This is a genomic window from Pseudomonas sp. JBR1 (assembly GCF_028198185.1).
GTDB lineage: Bacteria > Pseudomonadota > Gammaproteobacteria > Pseudomonadales > Pseudomonadaceae > Chryseomonas > Chryseomonas oryzihabitans_E.
The window spans coordinates 3,667,539-3,682,565 of the sequence record NZ_CP116340.1; the positions used below are offsets into that span (position 1 = coordinate 3,667,539).

The 15,027-nt window shown below is 67.1% G+C and carries 12 protein-coding genes; 4 read left to right on the forward strand and 8 right to left on the reverse strand.

The annotated features are described in order from the left end of the window. The first annotated feature begins 5 nt into the window (after positions 1-5). Together gcvP and gcvT are read left to right on the forward strand one after the other, a co-directional pair. Positions 6-2,861, forward strand: coding sequence for an aminomethyl-transferring glycine dehydrogenase (gene gcvP / locus PJ259_RS17000; RefSeq protein WP_271653595.1), 2,856 nt, complete (start codon positions 6-8; stop codon positions 2,859-2,861). A gap of 259 nt (positions 2,862-3,120) precedes the next feature. Next, the gene (gcvT, locus tag PJ259_RS17005) at positions 3,121-4,230 is read left to right on the forward strand and encodes a glycine cleavage system aminomethyltransferase GcvT (RefSeq protein WP_271653596.1); all 1,110 of its coding nucleotides are present in this window, start codon (positions 3,121-3,123) and stop codon (positions 4,228-4,230) included. Positions 4,231-4,373: 143 nt separating this feature from the next. Here the strand turns inward: gcvT and PJ259_RS17010 are convergent, their stop codons facing one another. After that, positions 4,374-4,988, reverse strand: a complete 615-nt coding sequence (locus PJ259_RS17010) for a glutathione S-transferase (RefSeq protein WP_271653597.1) — start codon at positions 4,986-4,988, stop codon at positions 4,374-4,376. Positions 4,989-5,144: 156 nt separating this feature from the next. Between PJ259_RS17010 and PJ259_RS17015 the strand changes: the two genes are divergently transcribed. After that, positions 5,145-6,050 carry a LysR substrate-binding domain-containing protein gene (locus PJ259_RS17015; protein ID WP_059313146.1) on the forward strand — a complete coding sequence of 302 codons (906 nt, stop codon included), beginning with the start codon at positions 5,145-5,147 and terminating at the stop codon, positions 6,048-6,050. 15 nt (positions 6,051-6,065) lie between these two features. Here PJ259_RS17015 and PJ259_RS17020 read toward each other — a convergent pair whose 3' ends face one another. After that, positions 6,066-6,257: a hypothetical protein gene (locus PJ259_RS17020; protein WP_156428920.1), complete on the reverse strand. Its 192-nt coding sequence runs from the start codon at positions 6,255-6,257 to the stop codon at positions 6,066-6,068. A gap of 244 nt (positions 6,258-6,501) precedes the next feature. Between PJ259_RS17020 and PJ259_RS17025 the strand changes: the two genes are divergently transcribed. Further along, entirely contained in the window at positions 6,502-8,466 is a 1,965-nt protein-coding gene (locus PJ259_RS17025; RefSeq protein ID WP_271653598.1) for a DNA topoisomerase III, read from the forward strand. Here the strand turns inward: PJ259_RS17025 and PJ259_RS17030 are convergent. From PJ259_RS17030 to PJ259_RS17055, 6 genes are all read right to left on the reverse strand, one after another. After that, on the reverse strand, positions 8,453-8,785 hold the full coding sequence (locus PJ259_RS17030) for an endonuclease domain-containing protein (RefSeq protein WP_059313148.1): 333 nt from the start codon (positions 8,783-8,785) through the stop codon (positions 8,453-8,455). The genes PJ259_RS17025 and PJ259_RS17030 overlap by 14 nt on opposite strands. Before the next feature lie 860 nt (positions 8,786-9,645). Beyond that, on the reverse strand, positions 9,646-9,954 hold the full coding sequence (locus PJ259_RS17035) for a hypothetical protein (RefSeq protein WP_017642364.1): 309 nt from the start codon (positions 9,952-9,954) through the stop codon (positions 9,646-9,648). Between the two features lie 174 nt (positions 9,955-10,128). Beyond that, positions 10,129-11,436, reverse strand: a complete 1,308-nt coding sequence (locus PJ259_RS17040; RefSeq protein ID WP_059313149.1) for an MFS transporter — start codon at positions 11,434-11,436, stop codon at positions 10,129-10,131. A 169-nt stretch (positions 11,437-11,605) separates the two neighbouring features. Next, positions 11,606-12,931, reverse strand: a complete 1,326-nt coding sequence (locus tag PJ259_RS17045; protein WP_271653599.1) for a sigma-54-dependent transcriptional regulator — start codon at positions 12,929-12,931, stop codon at positions 11,606-11,608. A gap of 64 nt (positions 12,932-12,995) precedes the next feature. After that, entirely contained in the window at positions 12,996-14,369 is a 1,374-nt protein-coding gene (locus PJ259_RS17050; protein WP_271653600.1) for a sensor histidine kinase, read from the reverse strand. Continuing rightward, a complete protein-coding gene (locus tag PJ259_RS17055; protein WP_271653601.1) occupies positions 14,366-15,025 on the reverse strand; it encodes a response regulator transcription factor in 660 nt (219 codons plus the stop codon). The genes PJ259_RS17050 and PJ259_RS17055 overlap by 4 nt, the downstream gene beginning before the upstream one ends. Positions 15,026-15,027 lie beyond the last annotated feature (2 nt).

The window sequence follows — 15,027 nt, forward strand, 5'->3', positions numbered from 1 at the left end:
TCGTCATGTCGCTGCACGATACCCTCAGCACCGCCGACGAATTCGTTCCGCGCCACATCGGCCCGCGCGAGCTGGACGAGATCGCCATGCTCGATCTGCTCGGCTATGAATCCCTGGATGCCATGACCGCCCAGGTGATCCCCGAGAGCATCAAGGGCACCAGCGTGCTGGACCTGCCCGCCGGGCTGTCCGAAGCCGACGCCCTGGCCGAGCTGCGCACCATCGCCGGCAAGAATTGCCTGCTCAAGAGCCTGATCGGCCAGGGCTACTACAACACCCATACCCCGGCGCCGATCCTGCGCAACCTGCTGGAAAATCCGGCCTGGTATACCGCCTATACCCCCTACCAGCCGGAAATTTCCCAGGGTCGCCTGGAAGCCCTGCTCAACTTCCAGACGCTGATTGGCGACCTCACCGGCATGCCGGTCGCCAATGCCTCGCTGCTGGACGAGGGCACTGCCGCCGCCGAGGCCATGACCTTCTGCAAGCGCCTGGCGAAAAACAAGGCCAGCGCCTTCTTCGCCTCCGTGCACTGCCATCCGCAGACCCTCGACGTCCTGCGCACCCGCGCCGAGCCATTGGGTATCGAGGTAGTGGTGGGGGTGGAAACCGAGATCGAGGACCACGGCCGCTTCTTCGGCGCCCTGTTCCAGTACCCGATGACCACCGGTGAGATCCGTGATTACCGGGAGAGCATCCAGGCCTTCCAGGCGGCCGGTGCCCTGGTGGCCATGGCTGCCGACCTGCTGGCCCTGACCCTGCTCACCCCGCCCGGCGAGCTGGGTGCGGACGTGGCCATCGGCACCGCCCAGCGTTTCGGCGTGCCGCTCGGTTTCGGCGGCCCGCACGCCGCGTATTTCGCCACCCAGGACAAGTACAAGCGCGACATGCCCGGGCGGGTCGTCGGCGTCTCCATCGACCGCCACGGCCACCCCGCCTATCGCCTGGCCCTGCAGACCCGCGAGCAGCACATTCGCCGCGAGAAGGCCACCAGCAACATCTGCACCGCCCAGGTACTGCTGGCCAACATCGCCAGCATGTACGCGGTCTACCATGGTCCCGAAGGCTTGGTCCGTATCGCCACCCGGGTGCAGCGTCTCACCAGCCTGCTGGCCGCCGGCCTGCAGCGCCTGGGCCACCAGACCCAGCACACCGCCTTCGACACCCTGACCCTGGTGTTCGGCGAGCGCACCGCCGCCCTGCACGAGGCCGCGCGTGCCCGCGGCTACAACCTGCGCGACGTCAGCGCCGAGGCCCTGGGTGTCGCCCTGGACGAGACCAGTACCCTGGCCGATGTCCAGGCGCTGCTGGAGATCCTGGCCGACGGCAAGGCCGCGCCCCAGGTCGCCGAGCTGGGTGAAGCGGAGGGCGTCGAGCTGCCCGAGGCGCTACGGCGCCAGTCGGCCTTCCTGACCCATCCGGTGTTCGCCAGCCATAGATCCGAGACCGAGCTGATGCGCTACCTGCGCAAGCTGGCGGACAAGGACCTGGCCCTGGATCGCACCATGATCCCGCTGGGCTCCTGCACCATGAAGCTCAACGCCGCCAGCGAGATGATCCCGGTCACCTGGGCCGAATTCGGTAGCATCCATCCCTTCGCGCCGGCCGACCAGGCCGAGGGCTATGCCCAGCTCACCACCGAACTGGAGGCCATGCTCTGCGCCGCCACCGGCTACGACGCCGTCTCCCTGCAGCCCAACGCCGGCTCCCAGGGCGAGTATGCGGGCCTGCTGGCCATTCGTGCCTATCACCAGAGCCGCGGCCAGGGCGAGCGCGACGTCTGCCTGATCCCGGCGTCGGCCCACGGCACCAACCCCGCTACCGCCAGCATGGTCGACATGCGCGTCGTGGTGGTGGCCTGCGACAAGCGCGGCAACGTCGACCTCGACGACCTGCGCGCCAAGGCCGAGCAGCACAGCGAGCGCCTGGCCGCGCTGATGATCACCTACCCGTCCACCCACGGGGTGTTCGAGGAAGCCATCCGCGAGATCTGCCAGGTGGTCCATGACCATGGCGGCCAGGTCTACATAGACGGCGCCAACATGAACGCCATGGTCGGCCTCTGCGCCCCGGGTCAGTTCGGCGGTGACGTCTCCCACCTCAACCTGCACAAGACCTTCTGCATCCCCCATGGCGGCGGCGGTCCGGGCGTCGGCCCCATCGGCGTCAAGGCGCACCTGGCGCCCTTCCTGCCTGGCCATGCCCGGCTGGAACGCAAGGAAGGTGCGGTCTGCGCGGCGCCCTACGGCAGCGCCAGCATCCTGCCGATCTCCTGGATGTACCTGAAGATGATGGGCAGCGCCGGTCTGACCCGCGCCTCCCAGATCGCCATCCTCAGCGCCAACTACATCGCCCGCCGGCTGGAAGAGCACTATCCGGTGCTCTACAGCGGCACTGGCGGTCTGGTGGCCCACGAGTGCATCCTCGACCTGCGTCCGCTCAAGGACAGCAGCGGCGTGACCGTGGACGACGTGGCCAAGCGCCTGATCGACTTCGGCTTCCATGCCCCGACCATGTCCTTCCCGGTGGCCGGCACCCTGATGATCGAGCCCACCGAGAGCGAGTCCAAGCAGGAGCTGGATCGCTTCTGCGACGCCATGATCGCCATCCGTGAAGAGATCCGCGCCCTGGAGGCCGGCACCCTGGATCCCCAGGACAATCCGCTGAAGAACGCGCCCCATACCGCGCGTGAGCTGGCAGGCGAGTGGACTCATCCCTACAGCCGCGAGCAGGCGGTATTCCCGCTGCCGACCCTGGTGGACGGCAAGTACTGGCCGCCGGTGGCGCGCATCGACAACGTCTATGGCGATCGCAACCTGGTCTGTTCCTGCCCGCCGATCGAGGCGTACGGCGAGGCCTGACCCTCACCCCCGGCCCCTCTCCCGGGGGGAGAGGGGAGCAAAGCCGCGGCACTCCGATAGCTCTGCAGCCGTTGTGCAGGGTGTCCGAGTGAAGCACCGCTCTTCCCCCTCTCCCTGAAGGAGAGGGCCGGGGTGAGGGAAATCCGAAGCACCGAGGTCGCGTCTCGCTCGTCAGCGGCAGGCACGACCCACTCAGATAACAGCTTCCTGCTCTGGAGGACCGGAGTGCGGAAGCCGCCACCCGACACGGAGCCCCACCATGTCCCTGCTCAAGACTTCGCTGCACGCCCTGCACCTGGAACTCGGTGCCCGCATGGTGCCCTTCGCCGGCTACGAGATGCCGGTGCAATACCCGCTCGGCGTGCTCAAGGAGCACCAGCACACCCGTGCCCAGGCCGGGTTGTTCGATGTCTCCCACATGGGCCAGGTCATGCTCGAAGGCGAGGAAGCCGCCGAGGCCCTGGAGACCCTGGTCCCGGTCGACATCATCGACCTGCCCAGCGGCATGCAGCGCTATGCCCTGCTGACCGACGACAACGGCGGCATCCTCGACGACCTCATGGTCGCCAACCTGGGCGACTGCCTTTATCTGGTGGTCAACGCCGCCTGCAAGGAAGCCGACCTCGCCCACCTGGAAAAGCACCTGGGCGATCGCTGCCAGGTGCTGCCGCAATTCGATCGCGCCCTGCTGGCCCTGCAGGGGCCTGCAGCCGCTACGGTCCTGTCGCGCCTGGCGCCGGAAGTGGCCGAGATGACCTTCATGCAGGTGCGTCGCGTGAAGCTGCTGGACCAGCCCTGCATCGTCAGCCGCAGTGGCTACACCGGTGAAGACGGCTACGAGATCTCGGTGCCGAGCGCCGCCGCCGAGGCCCTGGCCCGCCGTCTGCTGGCCGAGCCGGAAGTCGAGGCCATCGGTCTGGGTGCCCGGGATTCCCTGCGTCTGGAAGCGGGCCTCTGCCTCTATGGTCACGACATGGATGCCGGTACCACGCCGGTCATGGCCAACCTCGGCTGGGCCCTGTCCAAGGTGCGCCGTGAAGGCAATGGCCGCGCCGGCGGTTTCCCCGGCGCCGAGCGCATCTTCACGGAGCAGCGCGACGGCGTGAGCCGCAAGCGCGTGGGGCTGCTGGTGCAGGAGCGGGTGCCGGTACGCGAAGGCGCGGAGCTGGTGGATGCCAATGGCGCCAGCATTGGTCGCGTGACCAGTGGCGGCTTTGGCCCGACCCTGGGCGCCCCGGTGGCCATGGGGTATGTCGACAGTGCTTTCGCCGCCGTCGATACCCCGTTGTTCGCCGTGGTGCGTGGCAAGCAGGTCCCGGTCAAGGTCGCCAAGACCCCTTTCGTGCCGCAGCGGTATTACCGTGGGTAAGTAGTCGCCAAGAGCATGGCGGCCATCGCGGTCCGCCGTTGCGGCTAATCCTGCGGGACTCTGGTGCTTTGTTGATCGCGGCCATGGGCCGCTCCTACAGGTACGGACGTTACCGTAGGAGCGACCCATGGCCGCGATGCTTTCTAGGCCACCGGATAATCTCGAAACACCGACAGCGCCTCCGCCTCGGCGGTCAGGGCCTCCAGCGTCGGGTAATTGCGCCGCTCGATCAGCTCCGGCAGGGCGAAGTGCAGGAAGGTCCAGGCCACGGCGGTGTCGATGGCGTCCTGGCCGATGCTGTCCTCGCCCAGCGGCGGCCGCGGGCCCAGCCAGGCCTTGTCCAGGGCGCCACAGGCCGCGCGCAACTGCCCCTCTACCCGCTGCTGCCAGGGCGCATGACGCTTCTCTGCCGGCCGCAGGTCGCGCTCGTACAGCAGCTGTACGGCTTTCTCGGACAAGGCCAGTGCCAGGCCGCTTCGACTGAGCGCGGTTGCCCGCGCGGCATGGCCACTGGGTAGCAATTGCCGGCTGCCGCAGGCGAGATGCTGGGCGTAGTCCAGAATCAGTGACGAATCCATCAGCCGGTGGCCATCCAGGCAGATCAGCGTGGGCGCCTTGAGTACCGGATTGAAGCTGCGAAAGCGCTCGACCTCACGGAAGAGCGATATCTGGCGCAGTTCGAAGGGCAGAACCAGCAGGCGAAGGGAGATCGCGACCCGCCGCACATAGGGGGAGTCGAGCATGCCGATGAGTTGCATGGGAGGCGTCCTGTCAGAAAGGGTGAATCCTGTTTCACGTGGAACGTCATCCGCATAACGTGTTTCACGCTGAATGCCGCTCTGGACAAGACATTAGGGCTTGAGCGAAGCTGCTTCCAGCGAGAAAATCTGACCAAATCGTTAAGGAAAACTTACATGTCACGGGTGCCACCGCTCAATGCCCTGCGTTGTTTCGAAGCGGTAGCGCGGCTGGGAAGCGTGACGCGGGCGGCGGCCGAATTGCACCTGACCCATGCCGCGGTCAGCCAGCAGGTGAAGGGGCTGGAACATCAACTGGGCATGGTGCTGTTCGAGCGTCAGGGGCGCGGGATCGAGGTCACCGGTGATGGTCGCGTCTATGCCGAGCAGGTCCGCCAGTTGCTCGAGGATCTGGGCGAAGCCACACGGCGGCTGCAGGCCCGACCGCGCCGTAACGAACTGGTGTTCGCCACCTTTCCGTCCTTCGCCGCGCACTGGCTGCTGCCGAGGCTGCCCCGCTTCAGCGCCCTGCACCCGGAGTACCGTATCCGCCTCCAGACCAGCCTGGATTTCCAGGATCTGCGCCAGGGCATGGTGGATATCGGCGTACGCATGGGCGAGGGGCAATGGGATGGTCTGACGGCGCTACGACTGTTCCAGGACGATGTGCTGCTGGTGGCTGCGCCTGGCTACAACGGTGGGCAGCTGCCGCGCAATCTGGACGAAGCCCTCGCACAGCCGCTGATGCATACGGAGGAAACCTGGCTGCACTGGGGCGAGACGGCCGGTCTGGGCGAGGCGGCGCCCAATCGCGGTATCACCGTGAACGATTCCAACGTGGTGCTGGAGGCGCTGCGCCTCGGTCAGGCGCTGGCGCTGGAACGGCGTAGCCTGGTGCAGGCGGCGCTGAACGAGGGGCGCCTGGTCCAGCTCAGTCCGGTGGTGGCGCCCTATCCCTACGCCTACTGGCTGGTCTGGCCGGAGCGTGCCGAATCGGCGGAAAAGCAGGAGCGCTTCACCGCCTGGATCCAGGCCGAGGTCGCGACCTATGTGGCCGCGATCGAGACTCGGGCGCCCGGCTAGGGCGCCAGGGAAGTCTTAGCGCAGCAGCAGCTTGCGACGGCCGTCCGGCCAGACTTCCCAGAGTTGATCGTTGATACGCTGCACCTGGCTGGTGGTGCGGCGCATGGTGGTGATCGCGGCCCGCAGCGCCTGGCTGCTGGCGGTATCCACGTGATTACCGGCGCCGGTGCTCTCGGCCTTGGCGCGATCCATAGCTACAGTGTTCATTGTCGCCTCCCAGAGCTCGGCTAAAGACGGCGAAAATGCCGTAGCCCAAGGACCGGCCGTCACGGGCAAGATTCCGCTCCCCCCGTAGCAGCCGTTCAAGCTGTGATCCACGTCCTACGGGCGCTGTGGCCTGTTGGGCGAATTTGCGCAAAGACCGCTTTCTGTACGGATATACAGATTAGTCCTTGCGCTGCCCGGCGCCGCTTTGCATCCTGTGGCGATTCCCTCCGGTACGACGCCCGCCATGCAGCTGTATCTCTGCGAAAAACCCTCCCAGGCCAAGGACATCGCCCGTGTCCTCGGTGCCAATCGCCGTGGCGAGGGCTGCCTGCAGGGGCAGGGCGTGACCGTCACCTGGTGCATCGGCCACCTGCTCGAGACGGCACCACCGGATGCCTACGACGCCCGCTACAAACGCTGGTCGCTGGACGACCTGCCCATCGTGCCCGAGCAATGGAAGCTACAGGTCAAGAAGACCACCGGCAGCCAGTTCAAGGCGGTCAAGCGCCTGCTGGGCGAGGCCAGTGAGCTGGTGATCGCCACCGACGCGGATCGCGAGGGCGAGATGATCGCCCGCGAGCTGGTGGAGCATTGCCGTTATCGTGGGCCGATTCGCCGGCTGTGGCTGTCGGCGCTGGATGATGTCTCCATTCGCCGCGCCCTGGCCGCGCTCAAGCCCGGTGCCGAAACCTATGGGCTGTATCAGTCTGCGCTAGGTCGCTCGCGCGCCGATTGGCTGATCGGCATGAACATGAGCCGGCTGTTCACCCTGCTGGGGCGCCGTTCGGGTTACCAGGGCGTGCTCTCGGTAGGGCGGGTGCAGACCCCGACTCTGCGCCTGGTGGTGGACCGCGACCGCGCCATCGCCGCCTTCGTGCCGGTGCCTTTCTGGACCGTGGAAGCGACCCTGGAGGCCTCTGGCGGGCGCTTTCAGGCACAGTGGCAGCCCCCGGAAGCCGTCTGCGACGACCAGGGTCGTTGCCTCAAGCCCGAGGTGGCCCAGGCGGCGGCCCGGGCCATCGAGGCGGCCGGGCAGGCCCGACTGCTCAAGCTCAAGACCGAGCGTATCCGCGAGGCGGCGCCCTTGCCCTTCGACCTGGGCACCCTGCAGGAGGTGTGCTCCAAGCGATTGAACCTCGGCGCCCAGCAGACCCTGGACGTCGCCCAGGCGCTCTACGAGACCTACAAGCTGATCACCTACCCGCGCAGCGATTGCGGCTACCTGCCGCTCTCCCAGCACGCCGAGGCCCCGGCGCTGCTCGCCGCCTTGCTGGGCGCCGATGCGAGCCTGGCACCGCTGCGCGAGCATCTGGACGCCAGTCGTCGCTCGCGGGCCTGGAACGACGCCAAGGTCAGCGCCCACCACGGCATCATCCCAACCCTGGTCACCCGCGACCTGGGCCGCCTGAGTCCTCAGGAGCGCAATGTCTACGGTCTGATTCGCGCACGCTATCTGGCGCAGTTCCTGCCGCAGCATGAGTTCGACCGTACCCAGGCCGACTTCGAGGCCGGTGGCGAACGCCTGCGCGCCACGGGCAAACGCCTGGTGGAGCCGGGCTGGCGCCGCGCCTTGCCCGAGTCGCTCACGCCGCCCAAGGGCCGTGAGGCACCGCCGCCCCAGGCGCTGCCCGAGTTGCGCGAGGGAGAGCACTACCCCGTGGTCGAGGTGCGCTGCCGGGATCAGCTGACCCAGCCGCCCAAGCCCTTCACCGAGGGCGACCTGATCAAGGCGATGAAGAATGTCGCCAAGCTGGTGGAGGATCCGGCCCTCAAGCAGAAGCTCAAGGACACCACCGGCATCGGCACCGAGGCGACCCGCGCCGGCATCATCCAGGGCCTGCTGGATCGCGGCTACCTGGTGAAACAGGGCAAGGCCCTGGCGGCGACGCCAGCGGCCTTTGGCCTGATCGACGCCGTACCCCGGGCCATCGCCGATCCAGGCACCACGGCGCTCTGGGAACAGGCGCTGGATCGGGTGCAGGAGGGCGAACTGAGCCTTGCGGAATTCGTCACCAAGCAGTCGGCCTGGATGGGCAGGCAGGTGGAGCGCTGTCTTGGCCTGACCCTGACCATCAGCGGCCCACCGCCGGCGGGCAAGGGCGCGCCTTGGAAGAAGAAGCGGCGTACCGGCGGGACCAAGACCAAAGCCAAGCCGGGTGGCGCACCGACGCGCGCGCGCAAGCCCAAGGTCAAGGTCAAGCCTGGCTGAGGACGGCGTACAGGCGTTCGAGCACGGCGTCGGGCTGGGTCAGGACGTCATGGTTCCAGAAACGCAGGGTCTGGAAGCCCTGGGTCTCCAACCAGGCATCGCGCTCACGGTCGTTGGCGCTGCCTTGATGCTGGCCGCCATCCAGCTCGATCACCAGCCGTGCTTCCAGGCAGACGAAGTCAAGGATGTAGCGGCCATAGGGGTGCTGGCGGCGGAATTTATGGCCTTGCAGACGCTTGCCGCGCAGGTGGTACCAGAGCAGGCGCTCGGCATCGGTCTGGCCTCGGCGCAGGGCGCGGGCATGGGTGATGAGGGGCATGGGAATCCTTTCCCTTGGCGTATGGGGCGGCCCTCACCCCAACCCTCTCCCGGAGGGAGAGGGAGCGGTACGGAGTGAGAGGTGATCTGGAGAGTATCGCCTGGAACAGTGGAGTTCGCGAGGCGCTGAGACGGCGCTTTGCGCGATGTTCGAGATGGCGGAGAAGGGCGCAGCTGAGGCGCTTGGGACCGTGGCGATAGCGCGGCCCTCACCCCAACCCTCTCCCGGAGGGAGAGGAAGCTGTACGGAGTGAGGGGTGATCTGGAGAGTATCGCCTGGAACAGTGGAGTTCGCGAGGCGCTGAGACGGCGCTTTGCGCGATGTTCGAGATGGCGCAGCTGAGGCGCCTGGGACCGTGGCGATAGCGTGGCCCTTACCCCAGCCCTCTGCCAAAGGGAGATGGGGTGATACCGATCGAAGAGGGCTATGGAGTGACCGAGGAGATCAAAAGGTAGGCAACACGGCCAGGATAGCTATCGCAGTAACACCGAAACGACACTGAGGCTCTTGTCTGGAGGGGAAGCCCTTCACCGCTCCAGGCCGCCCCCTCTCCCGGCGGGAGAGGGTTGGGGTGAGGGCGCCAGGATCAGGCGTCGCGAATCGCTATCGCAGCAACACCGAAACGAAATCGAGGCTCATGTCTGAAGGGGAAACCCTTCACCGCTCCAGACCGCCCCCTCTCCCAAGGGGAGAGGGTTGGGGTGAGGGCGGCAGGACCAAGCGGCGCGAATCGCTATCGCAGTAACACCGAAACGAAATCGAGGCTCTTGTCTGGAGGGGAAGCCCTTCACCGCTCCAGACCGCCCCCTCTCCCGGCGGGAGAGGGTTGGGGTGAGGGCGCAAAGCCCCGTGCCCGCGTCTTATTTCTTCTCGAACGCCGCCGCGGCGGTGGCGTAGGCCGCTTCGTGGTAATCGAATTCGGCAGACTGGACCAGCAGGGTTTCCTCGTCCTCGGTGAAGGCGATCACCGGGCGATAGGAGAGGCCGTCGGCCTTGATCTCGGCTTCGTCGATGAGCTTGGAGAGATCGAAGGCGAAGTCACCGCAGATGGCCTTGGCCTGGGCGTCGGTGATGCCGTGTTTCTTCAGGGCATCGCGCAGCAGGGTGCTCCACTGGTATTGAAACTGGATACCCAGTTTGGCGTAGCTGGGACCGTAGTCGATTTCCATGAGTGTGTAACCGGGGCTTGGGAGGAGGGGGCGAACTCGCCACAGCGGCCTGCGAAATGACCGTTGTGAACGCTGCCGGTGGCACTACGATGGCCTGCCCCAAAGCCCAGGCAAAGGGGGGCGGGCCGGACGGCCAAATCTAATGACCGAGAGGCCCGCACCACGGACGAGCGGTTATTCGTGCACGATACGCGAGTGGTCGCGGGTGTCCTTCATGAAGACGTAGACCAGCAGCGAGCAGGCGATGCAGCCGGTCACGTACCAGTAGTAGCCGCTCTCCATGCCGATGCTCTTGAACCACAGTGCCAGGTATTCAGCGGTGCCGCCGAAGATGGATACGGTCAGGGCATAGGGCAGGCCGACGCCCAAGGCGCGGATCTCGGTAGGGAACAGCTCGGCCTTCACCACGGCGTTGATCGAGGTGTAGAAGCTGACGATCACCAGCGCCACCATGATCAGGCCGAAGGCGCCCCACCAGGAGGTGACGCTGCCCAGGGCCGTGAGGATCGGATAGGTGAACAGGGTGCCCAGCACACCGAAGGCGATCAGCACCGGACGTCGGCCGATGCGGTCGGAGAGCGCGCCGACGACGGGCTGCAGCAGCATGAACAGGAACAGGGTCGCCGCCGAGATGGAGGTGGCGTCGGTCTTGCTCATGCCCACCGAGTTGACCAGGTACTTCTGCATGTAGGTGGTGTAGGTGTAGAAGGCCAGGGTGCCGCCCATGGTCAGGCCGACCACGGTGAGGAACTCCTTGGGATGCCGAGCCAGGGTGCGCATCAGGGATTCCTTGGGCTTCTCGGCCTTCTTGAAGGAGCTGGTCTCCTCCATGCCACGCCGCAGATAGAGCGCGGTCACGGCACAGCCGGCGCCGATCAGGAAGGGAATCCGCCAGCCCCAGCTTTCCAGCTGTTCGACGCTCAGGGTCTGCTGCAGCACGATCAGGGTGGCCAGGGCCAGGAGCTGGCCGGAGATCAGGGTGACGTACTGGAAGCTGGAGTAGAAGCCGCGACTTTCCTTGGTCGCCATCTCGCTCAGGTAGGTGGCGGAGGTGCCGTATTCACCGCCTACCGAGAGGCCCTGCAGCAGGCGCGCCAGGACCAGCATGATGGGTGCGGCGACGCCGATGGTGGTGTAGCTGGGGGTGAGGGCGATGATCAGGGAGCCGGCGCACATCATGATCACCGAGACCATCAGCGCGGACTTGCGTCCGGCCTTGTCGGCGTAGAGGCCCATCAGCCAGCCGCCGATGGGACGCATGAGAAAGCCCACGGCAAAGATGGCGGCGACGTTGAGCAACTGGGCGGTCTGGTCGCCCTTGGGGAAGAAGGCCTTGGCGAAGTACAGCGAGAAGGCGGCGTAGACGTACCAGTCGTACCATTCGACCAGGTTGCCGACGGAGCCGCTGAAGATGGACTTGATGCGCTGCGAGGTGGTCTTGGGCGCGGTCTGGCCGGCCGCGAGGGTAGCGGTGCTATCCACAGGGTGTTCCTCTTGTCATTGTTATTAGGGCGCTCGGGGCGTCGACAAGAGTGATTGCAGGGGACGTGCCAGGCCGCGAAGCCGCGCCCTGTCTACCTTTGCGGGTAGTGGATCGGCGAAAGGCCGCCGAATGCCCGGTGGCGATGAGCGGATTTCCGCCTATGGCGGATCAGTCGCCCTCACGGAAATCGGCGCGGAGCAGGCCGTGGCGCTGCATCTTCTCGTTGAGGGTGCGTCGTGGCAGTTGCAGCTCGTCCATCACCGCCTTGATCTCGCCCCCGTGGCGAGCCAGGGCGGCGCGCAGGCACTGGGCCTCGAAGGCTTCCAGCTGATCGGCGAGGGAGTGGCCGGCGGCCTGGGTCGGGGTGCCGAGGCCCAGGACTTCGCGCTCGGCCGCATTGGCCAGCTCGCGCACGTTGCCCGGCCAGCCATGGCCGAGCAGCTGGGCCAGCCGCGTCGCGCTGGGCGGAGTGACCGGGCGCCCCAGGCGGGCACTGGCCTCGGCGAGGAAGTGGTCGAACAGCAGCGGGATGTCCTCGCGCCGGGCCCGCAGCGGCGGCAGGTGCAGTTCGGCGACGTTGAGGCGATAGGCCAGGTCTTCGCGAAAACGCCCGGCGCGTGCCTCTTCCAGGAGATCCGGCTTGGTCGCGGCGACGATGCGCAGGTCCAGGGCGATGCTCTGGTTGGAGCCCAGGCGCTCCAGCCGCTGCTCCTGCAGCACACGCAGCAGCTTGACCTGCTGCGCCAGGGGCATGCTTTCGATCTCGTCGAGAAACAGGGTGCCGCCGTTGGCGTATTCCAGCTTGCCGATGCGCTTGCCCTGGGCGCCGGTGAAGGCGCCGCTCTCGTGACCGAACAATTCGCTTTCGAACAGTTGCTCGGGGATGGCCGCGCAGTTGAGGGCGACGAAGGCCTTGCCGGCGCGCGGCCCGACGTCGTGCAGGCAGCGGGCGACCAGCTCCTTGCCGCTGCCGGTCTCGCCGCGCAGGAGGACGTTCACGGGCGTTGGCGCCAGGTCGAGGATCTGCTGGCGCAGGCGGACGATACCCGGCGAGACCCCCAGCAGCCGGCGGGCGAGGACGCTCTGGTCGTCCACCCGGCGGTGCAGCTGGCGGTTCTCCAGGACCAGCCGACGCTTTTCCAGGGCGCGGCCGAGATCGCCCAGCAGCGCCTCGGGGCTGAAGGGTTTTTCCAGGAAATCGTAGGCGCCCTGGCGCATGGCGGTCACCGCCAGGGCGACGTCGCCGTGGGCGGTGAGCAGGATCACCGGCAGATCGCGATCCAGGGCCTGCAGTCGTTCCAGCAGGGCCAGGCCGTCCATGCCGGGCATGCGCACATCGCTGACCACTACCCCGGCGAAATCCGGCGTCACCGCCGCCAGGCACTCCTCGGCGCGGGCGAACAGCCGCACCTGATGCCCCGACAGCTCCAGCCACTGGCGTACCGCCTCGCGGATGCTGGCTTCGTCATCGACCAGATAGACCTGGGCTTGCATGGGGGCGTCCTCTCGCGGCCGGTGCGTCGCTACCTTGCCCGAAGGCCGGCGACGGGTCGAGCCCCTAACCGGGTCCTGGTAGCACCGGCAGGCCGAGGCGGGCGCAGGCGCCGCCCTCGGGACGGTTACTCAGTTCGATGCGGCCATCCAGGTGCTGGGCCACGGTCTGGACGATGGACAGGCCCAGCCCGGCGCCATTCGCCGCGCCGCTGCTGTAGAAGCGTTCGAACAGCCGCGGCAGGATCTCGACCGGAATGCCGGGGCCCTGATCGAGGATCTGGATCTCGGCCCAGTGGGCGGTGACCTCCAGTCGTACCCGAACCTCGCCGCCGGGGGGCGAGACGTTGACCGCGTTGGTCAGCAGATTCTGCAGGGCGATACCCAGCATGGCGCTGTCGCCATGGACCTGTACCTGTGTGGCCTCGGCGTCGAGGCTGAGGTCCAGGCCCTTGTCGAGAATCCACGGGCCCAATTCCTCCAGGGTGGCGCTCAACGCGGTACTCAGGTCGAAGCGCTGCTCGGCGCTCCAGCTCGGCCGGGGTTCCAGCCGGGCCAGGATCAGCAGCTGGTTGACCACCCGGGTGAGTCGATCGGTGCCGCTGACCACGAACTTCAGGGCTTCATCGCGGGCCGGCATGGTCTGGGCGGACAGGGCGTTCTGCGCATGCAGGCGCAAGACCGCCAGGGGCGTACGCAGCTCATGGGCGGCGTCGGCGATGAAGCGGCGTTCACGCTGCAGCAGCTGTTCGATCTGCAGGAGCAGGCGATTGAGCGCGGCCTGCATGGGTTCCAGTTCGCGGGGTAGCGGATCCAGCTGCAGGGGCTGCAGGGATTCCGGATCGCGGTTGCGGATCAAGCCGGCCATGCGCCGCAGCGGCCGCAGCCCCCAGCCAATCGCCAGCCAGGCCAGCAGCGAGAGCACCACCAGGCCCACCAGGTGCGGGGTGAGGGTATGGCGCAGGATGCGGCGCACCAGGTCGGCGCGGACCTCGTCGCGCTCGCCGACCCAGAGCATCAGGTCATGCTCGGGGTCGGGCAGCAGGAAGCCGTACCAGGCTTCGCCCTCCAGGTTCAATTCGGTGAAGCCTGGTGTGGTCGGCATGGCGAAGGCCGGGGCGCTGGGTGAGCGCATCAGGGGTTCGCCATGGGCGTTCCAGGCCTGGAAGGCCATCTTGGCCTCGTAACGGTGGCCATAGGGGCTTTCCGCGGCTTCGGCCAGGGCCTGGGTGACGCTGGCGTGCAGCGCCAGCCGTCCCTCGCCCCGTGGCGCGGCGCGCAGCATGCCTTGCAGGATGCGGGCGCTCTGGGCCAGCTGGGCGTCGTAGATCTCGCCGATCTCGCGCTGACTGTCGTGGACATTGATCAGGGCGATCAGCAGGGTACCGATCAGTAGCAGTGAGAGCACCAGGCCGACCGTGCGGCGGCGAATGGAGGTCATGGGCATTCGAGACGGTAACCGATGCCCCTGACCGTACGGATCAGCTCGGCGCGCAATTTCTTGCGCAGGTTGTAGATATGGACTTCCAGGGTGTTGCTCTCCACGCCCTCGTCCCAGCCATAGAGCAATCCCATGAGGCGATCGCGGCTGAAGATCTTGCCCGGGTTGGCCAGCAGTTCGTGCAGCAGCTGGTATTCGCGCGGCGTGAGGTTGACCGGCTGGCCCTCGAAGGTGACCCGGCGGGTGGCCGGGTCCAGAGCGATGCCGCCGCCTTCGAGCTGGATCTGCGACGGTCCGTTGCGCCGGCGCAGCAGGGCGCGCAGGCGGGCCTTGAGTTCCTTGATGTCGAAGGGCTTGACCAGGTAGTCGTCGGCACCGGCGTCGAGGCCGGCGACCCGGTCCTCGGTGTCGTCGCGGGCGGTGAGGATCAGCACCGGGGTGGTCAGGCCATTGGCACGGCTCTGGCGCAGCACCTGGATGCCGTCCAGGCGTGGCAGGCCGAGATCCAGCACCACCAGATCGAAGCCCTCCTCGCGCAGGGCGTGGACGGCGCTCTCGCCGTCCCTGAGCCAGTCCAGGGTATAGCCCTCTTCCCGCAGACTGGTACGGATACCCTCGCCGAGGTCGGGATCGTCTTCGATCAGCAGCACACGCATGG

Excerpts from the sequence above, each read along its gene's own strand:
- PJ259_RS17020 (WP_156428920.1), bottom strand. The coding sequence starts at position 6,257 with ATGAACACTGTAGCTATGGATCGCGCCAAGGCCGAGAGCACCGGCGCC.
- PJ259_RS17025 (WP_271653598.1), top strand. The coding sequence starts at position 6,502 with ATGCAGCTGTATCTCTGCGAAAAACCCTCCCAGGCCAAGGACATCGCC.
- gcvP (WP_271653595.1), top strand. The coding sequence starts at position 6 with ATGTCGCTGCACGATACCCTCAGCACCGCCGACGAATTCGTTCCGCGC.
- PJ259_RS17045 (WP_271653599.1), bottom strand. The coding sequence starts at position 12,931 with ATGCAAGCCCAGGTCTATCTGGTCGATGACGAAGCCAGCATCCGCGAG.
- PJ259_RS17035 (WP_017642364.1), bottom strand. The coding sequence starts at position 9,954 with ATGGAAATCGACTACGGTCCCAGCTACGCCAAACTGGGTATCCAGTTT.
- PJ259_RS17010 (WP_271653597.1), bottom strand. The coding sequence starts at position 4,988 with ATGCAACTCATCGGCATGCTCGACTCCCCCTATGTGCGGCGGGTCGCG.
- PJ259_RS17055 (WP_271653601.1), bottom strand. The coding sequence starts at position 15,025 with ATGCGTGTGCTGCTGATCGAAGACGATCCCGACCTCGGCGAGGGTATC.
- PJ259_RS17015 (WP_059313146.1), top strand. The coding sequence starts at position 5,145 with ATGTCACGGGTGCCACCGCTCAATGCCCTGCGTTGTTTCGAAGCGGTA.
- gcvT (WP_271653596.1), top strand. The coding sequence starts at position 3,121 with ATGTCCCTGCTCAAGACTTCGCTGCACGCCCTGCACCTGGAACTCGGT.
- PJ259_RS17030 (WP_059313148.1), bottom strand. The coding sequence starts at position 8,785 with ATGCCCCTCATCACCCATGCCCGCGCCCTGCGCCGAGGCCAGACCGAT.
- PJ259_RS17050 (WP_271653600.1), bottom strand. The coding sequence starts at position 14,369 with ATGACCTCCATTCGCCGCCGCACGGTCGGCCTGGTGCTCTCACTGCTA.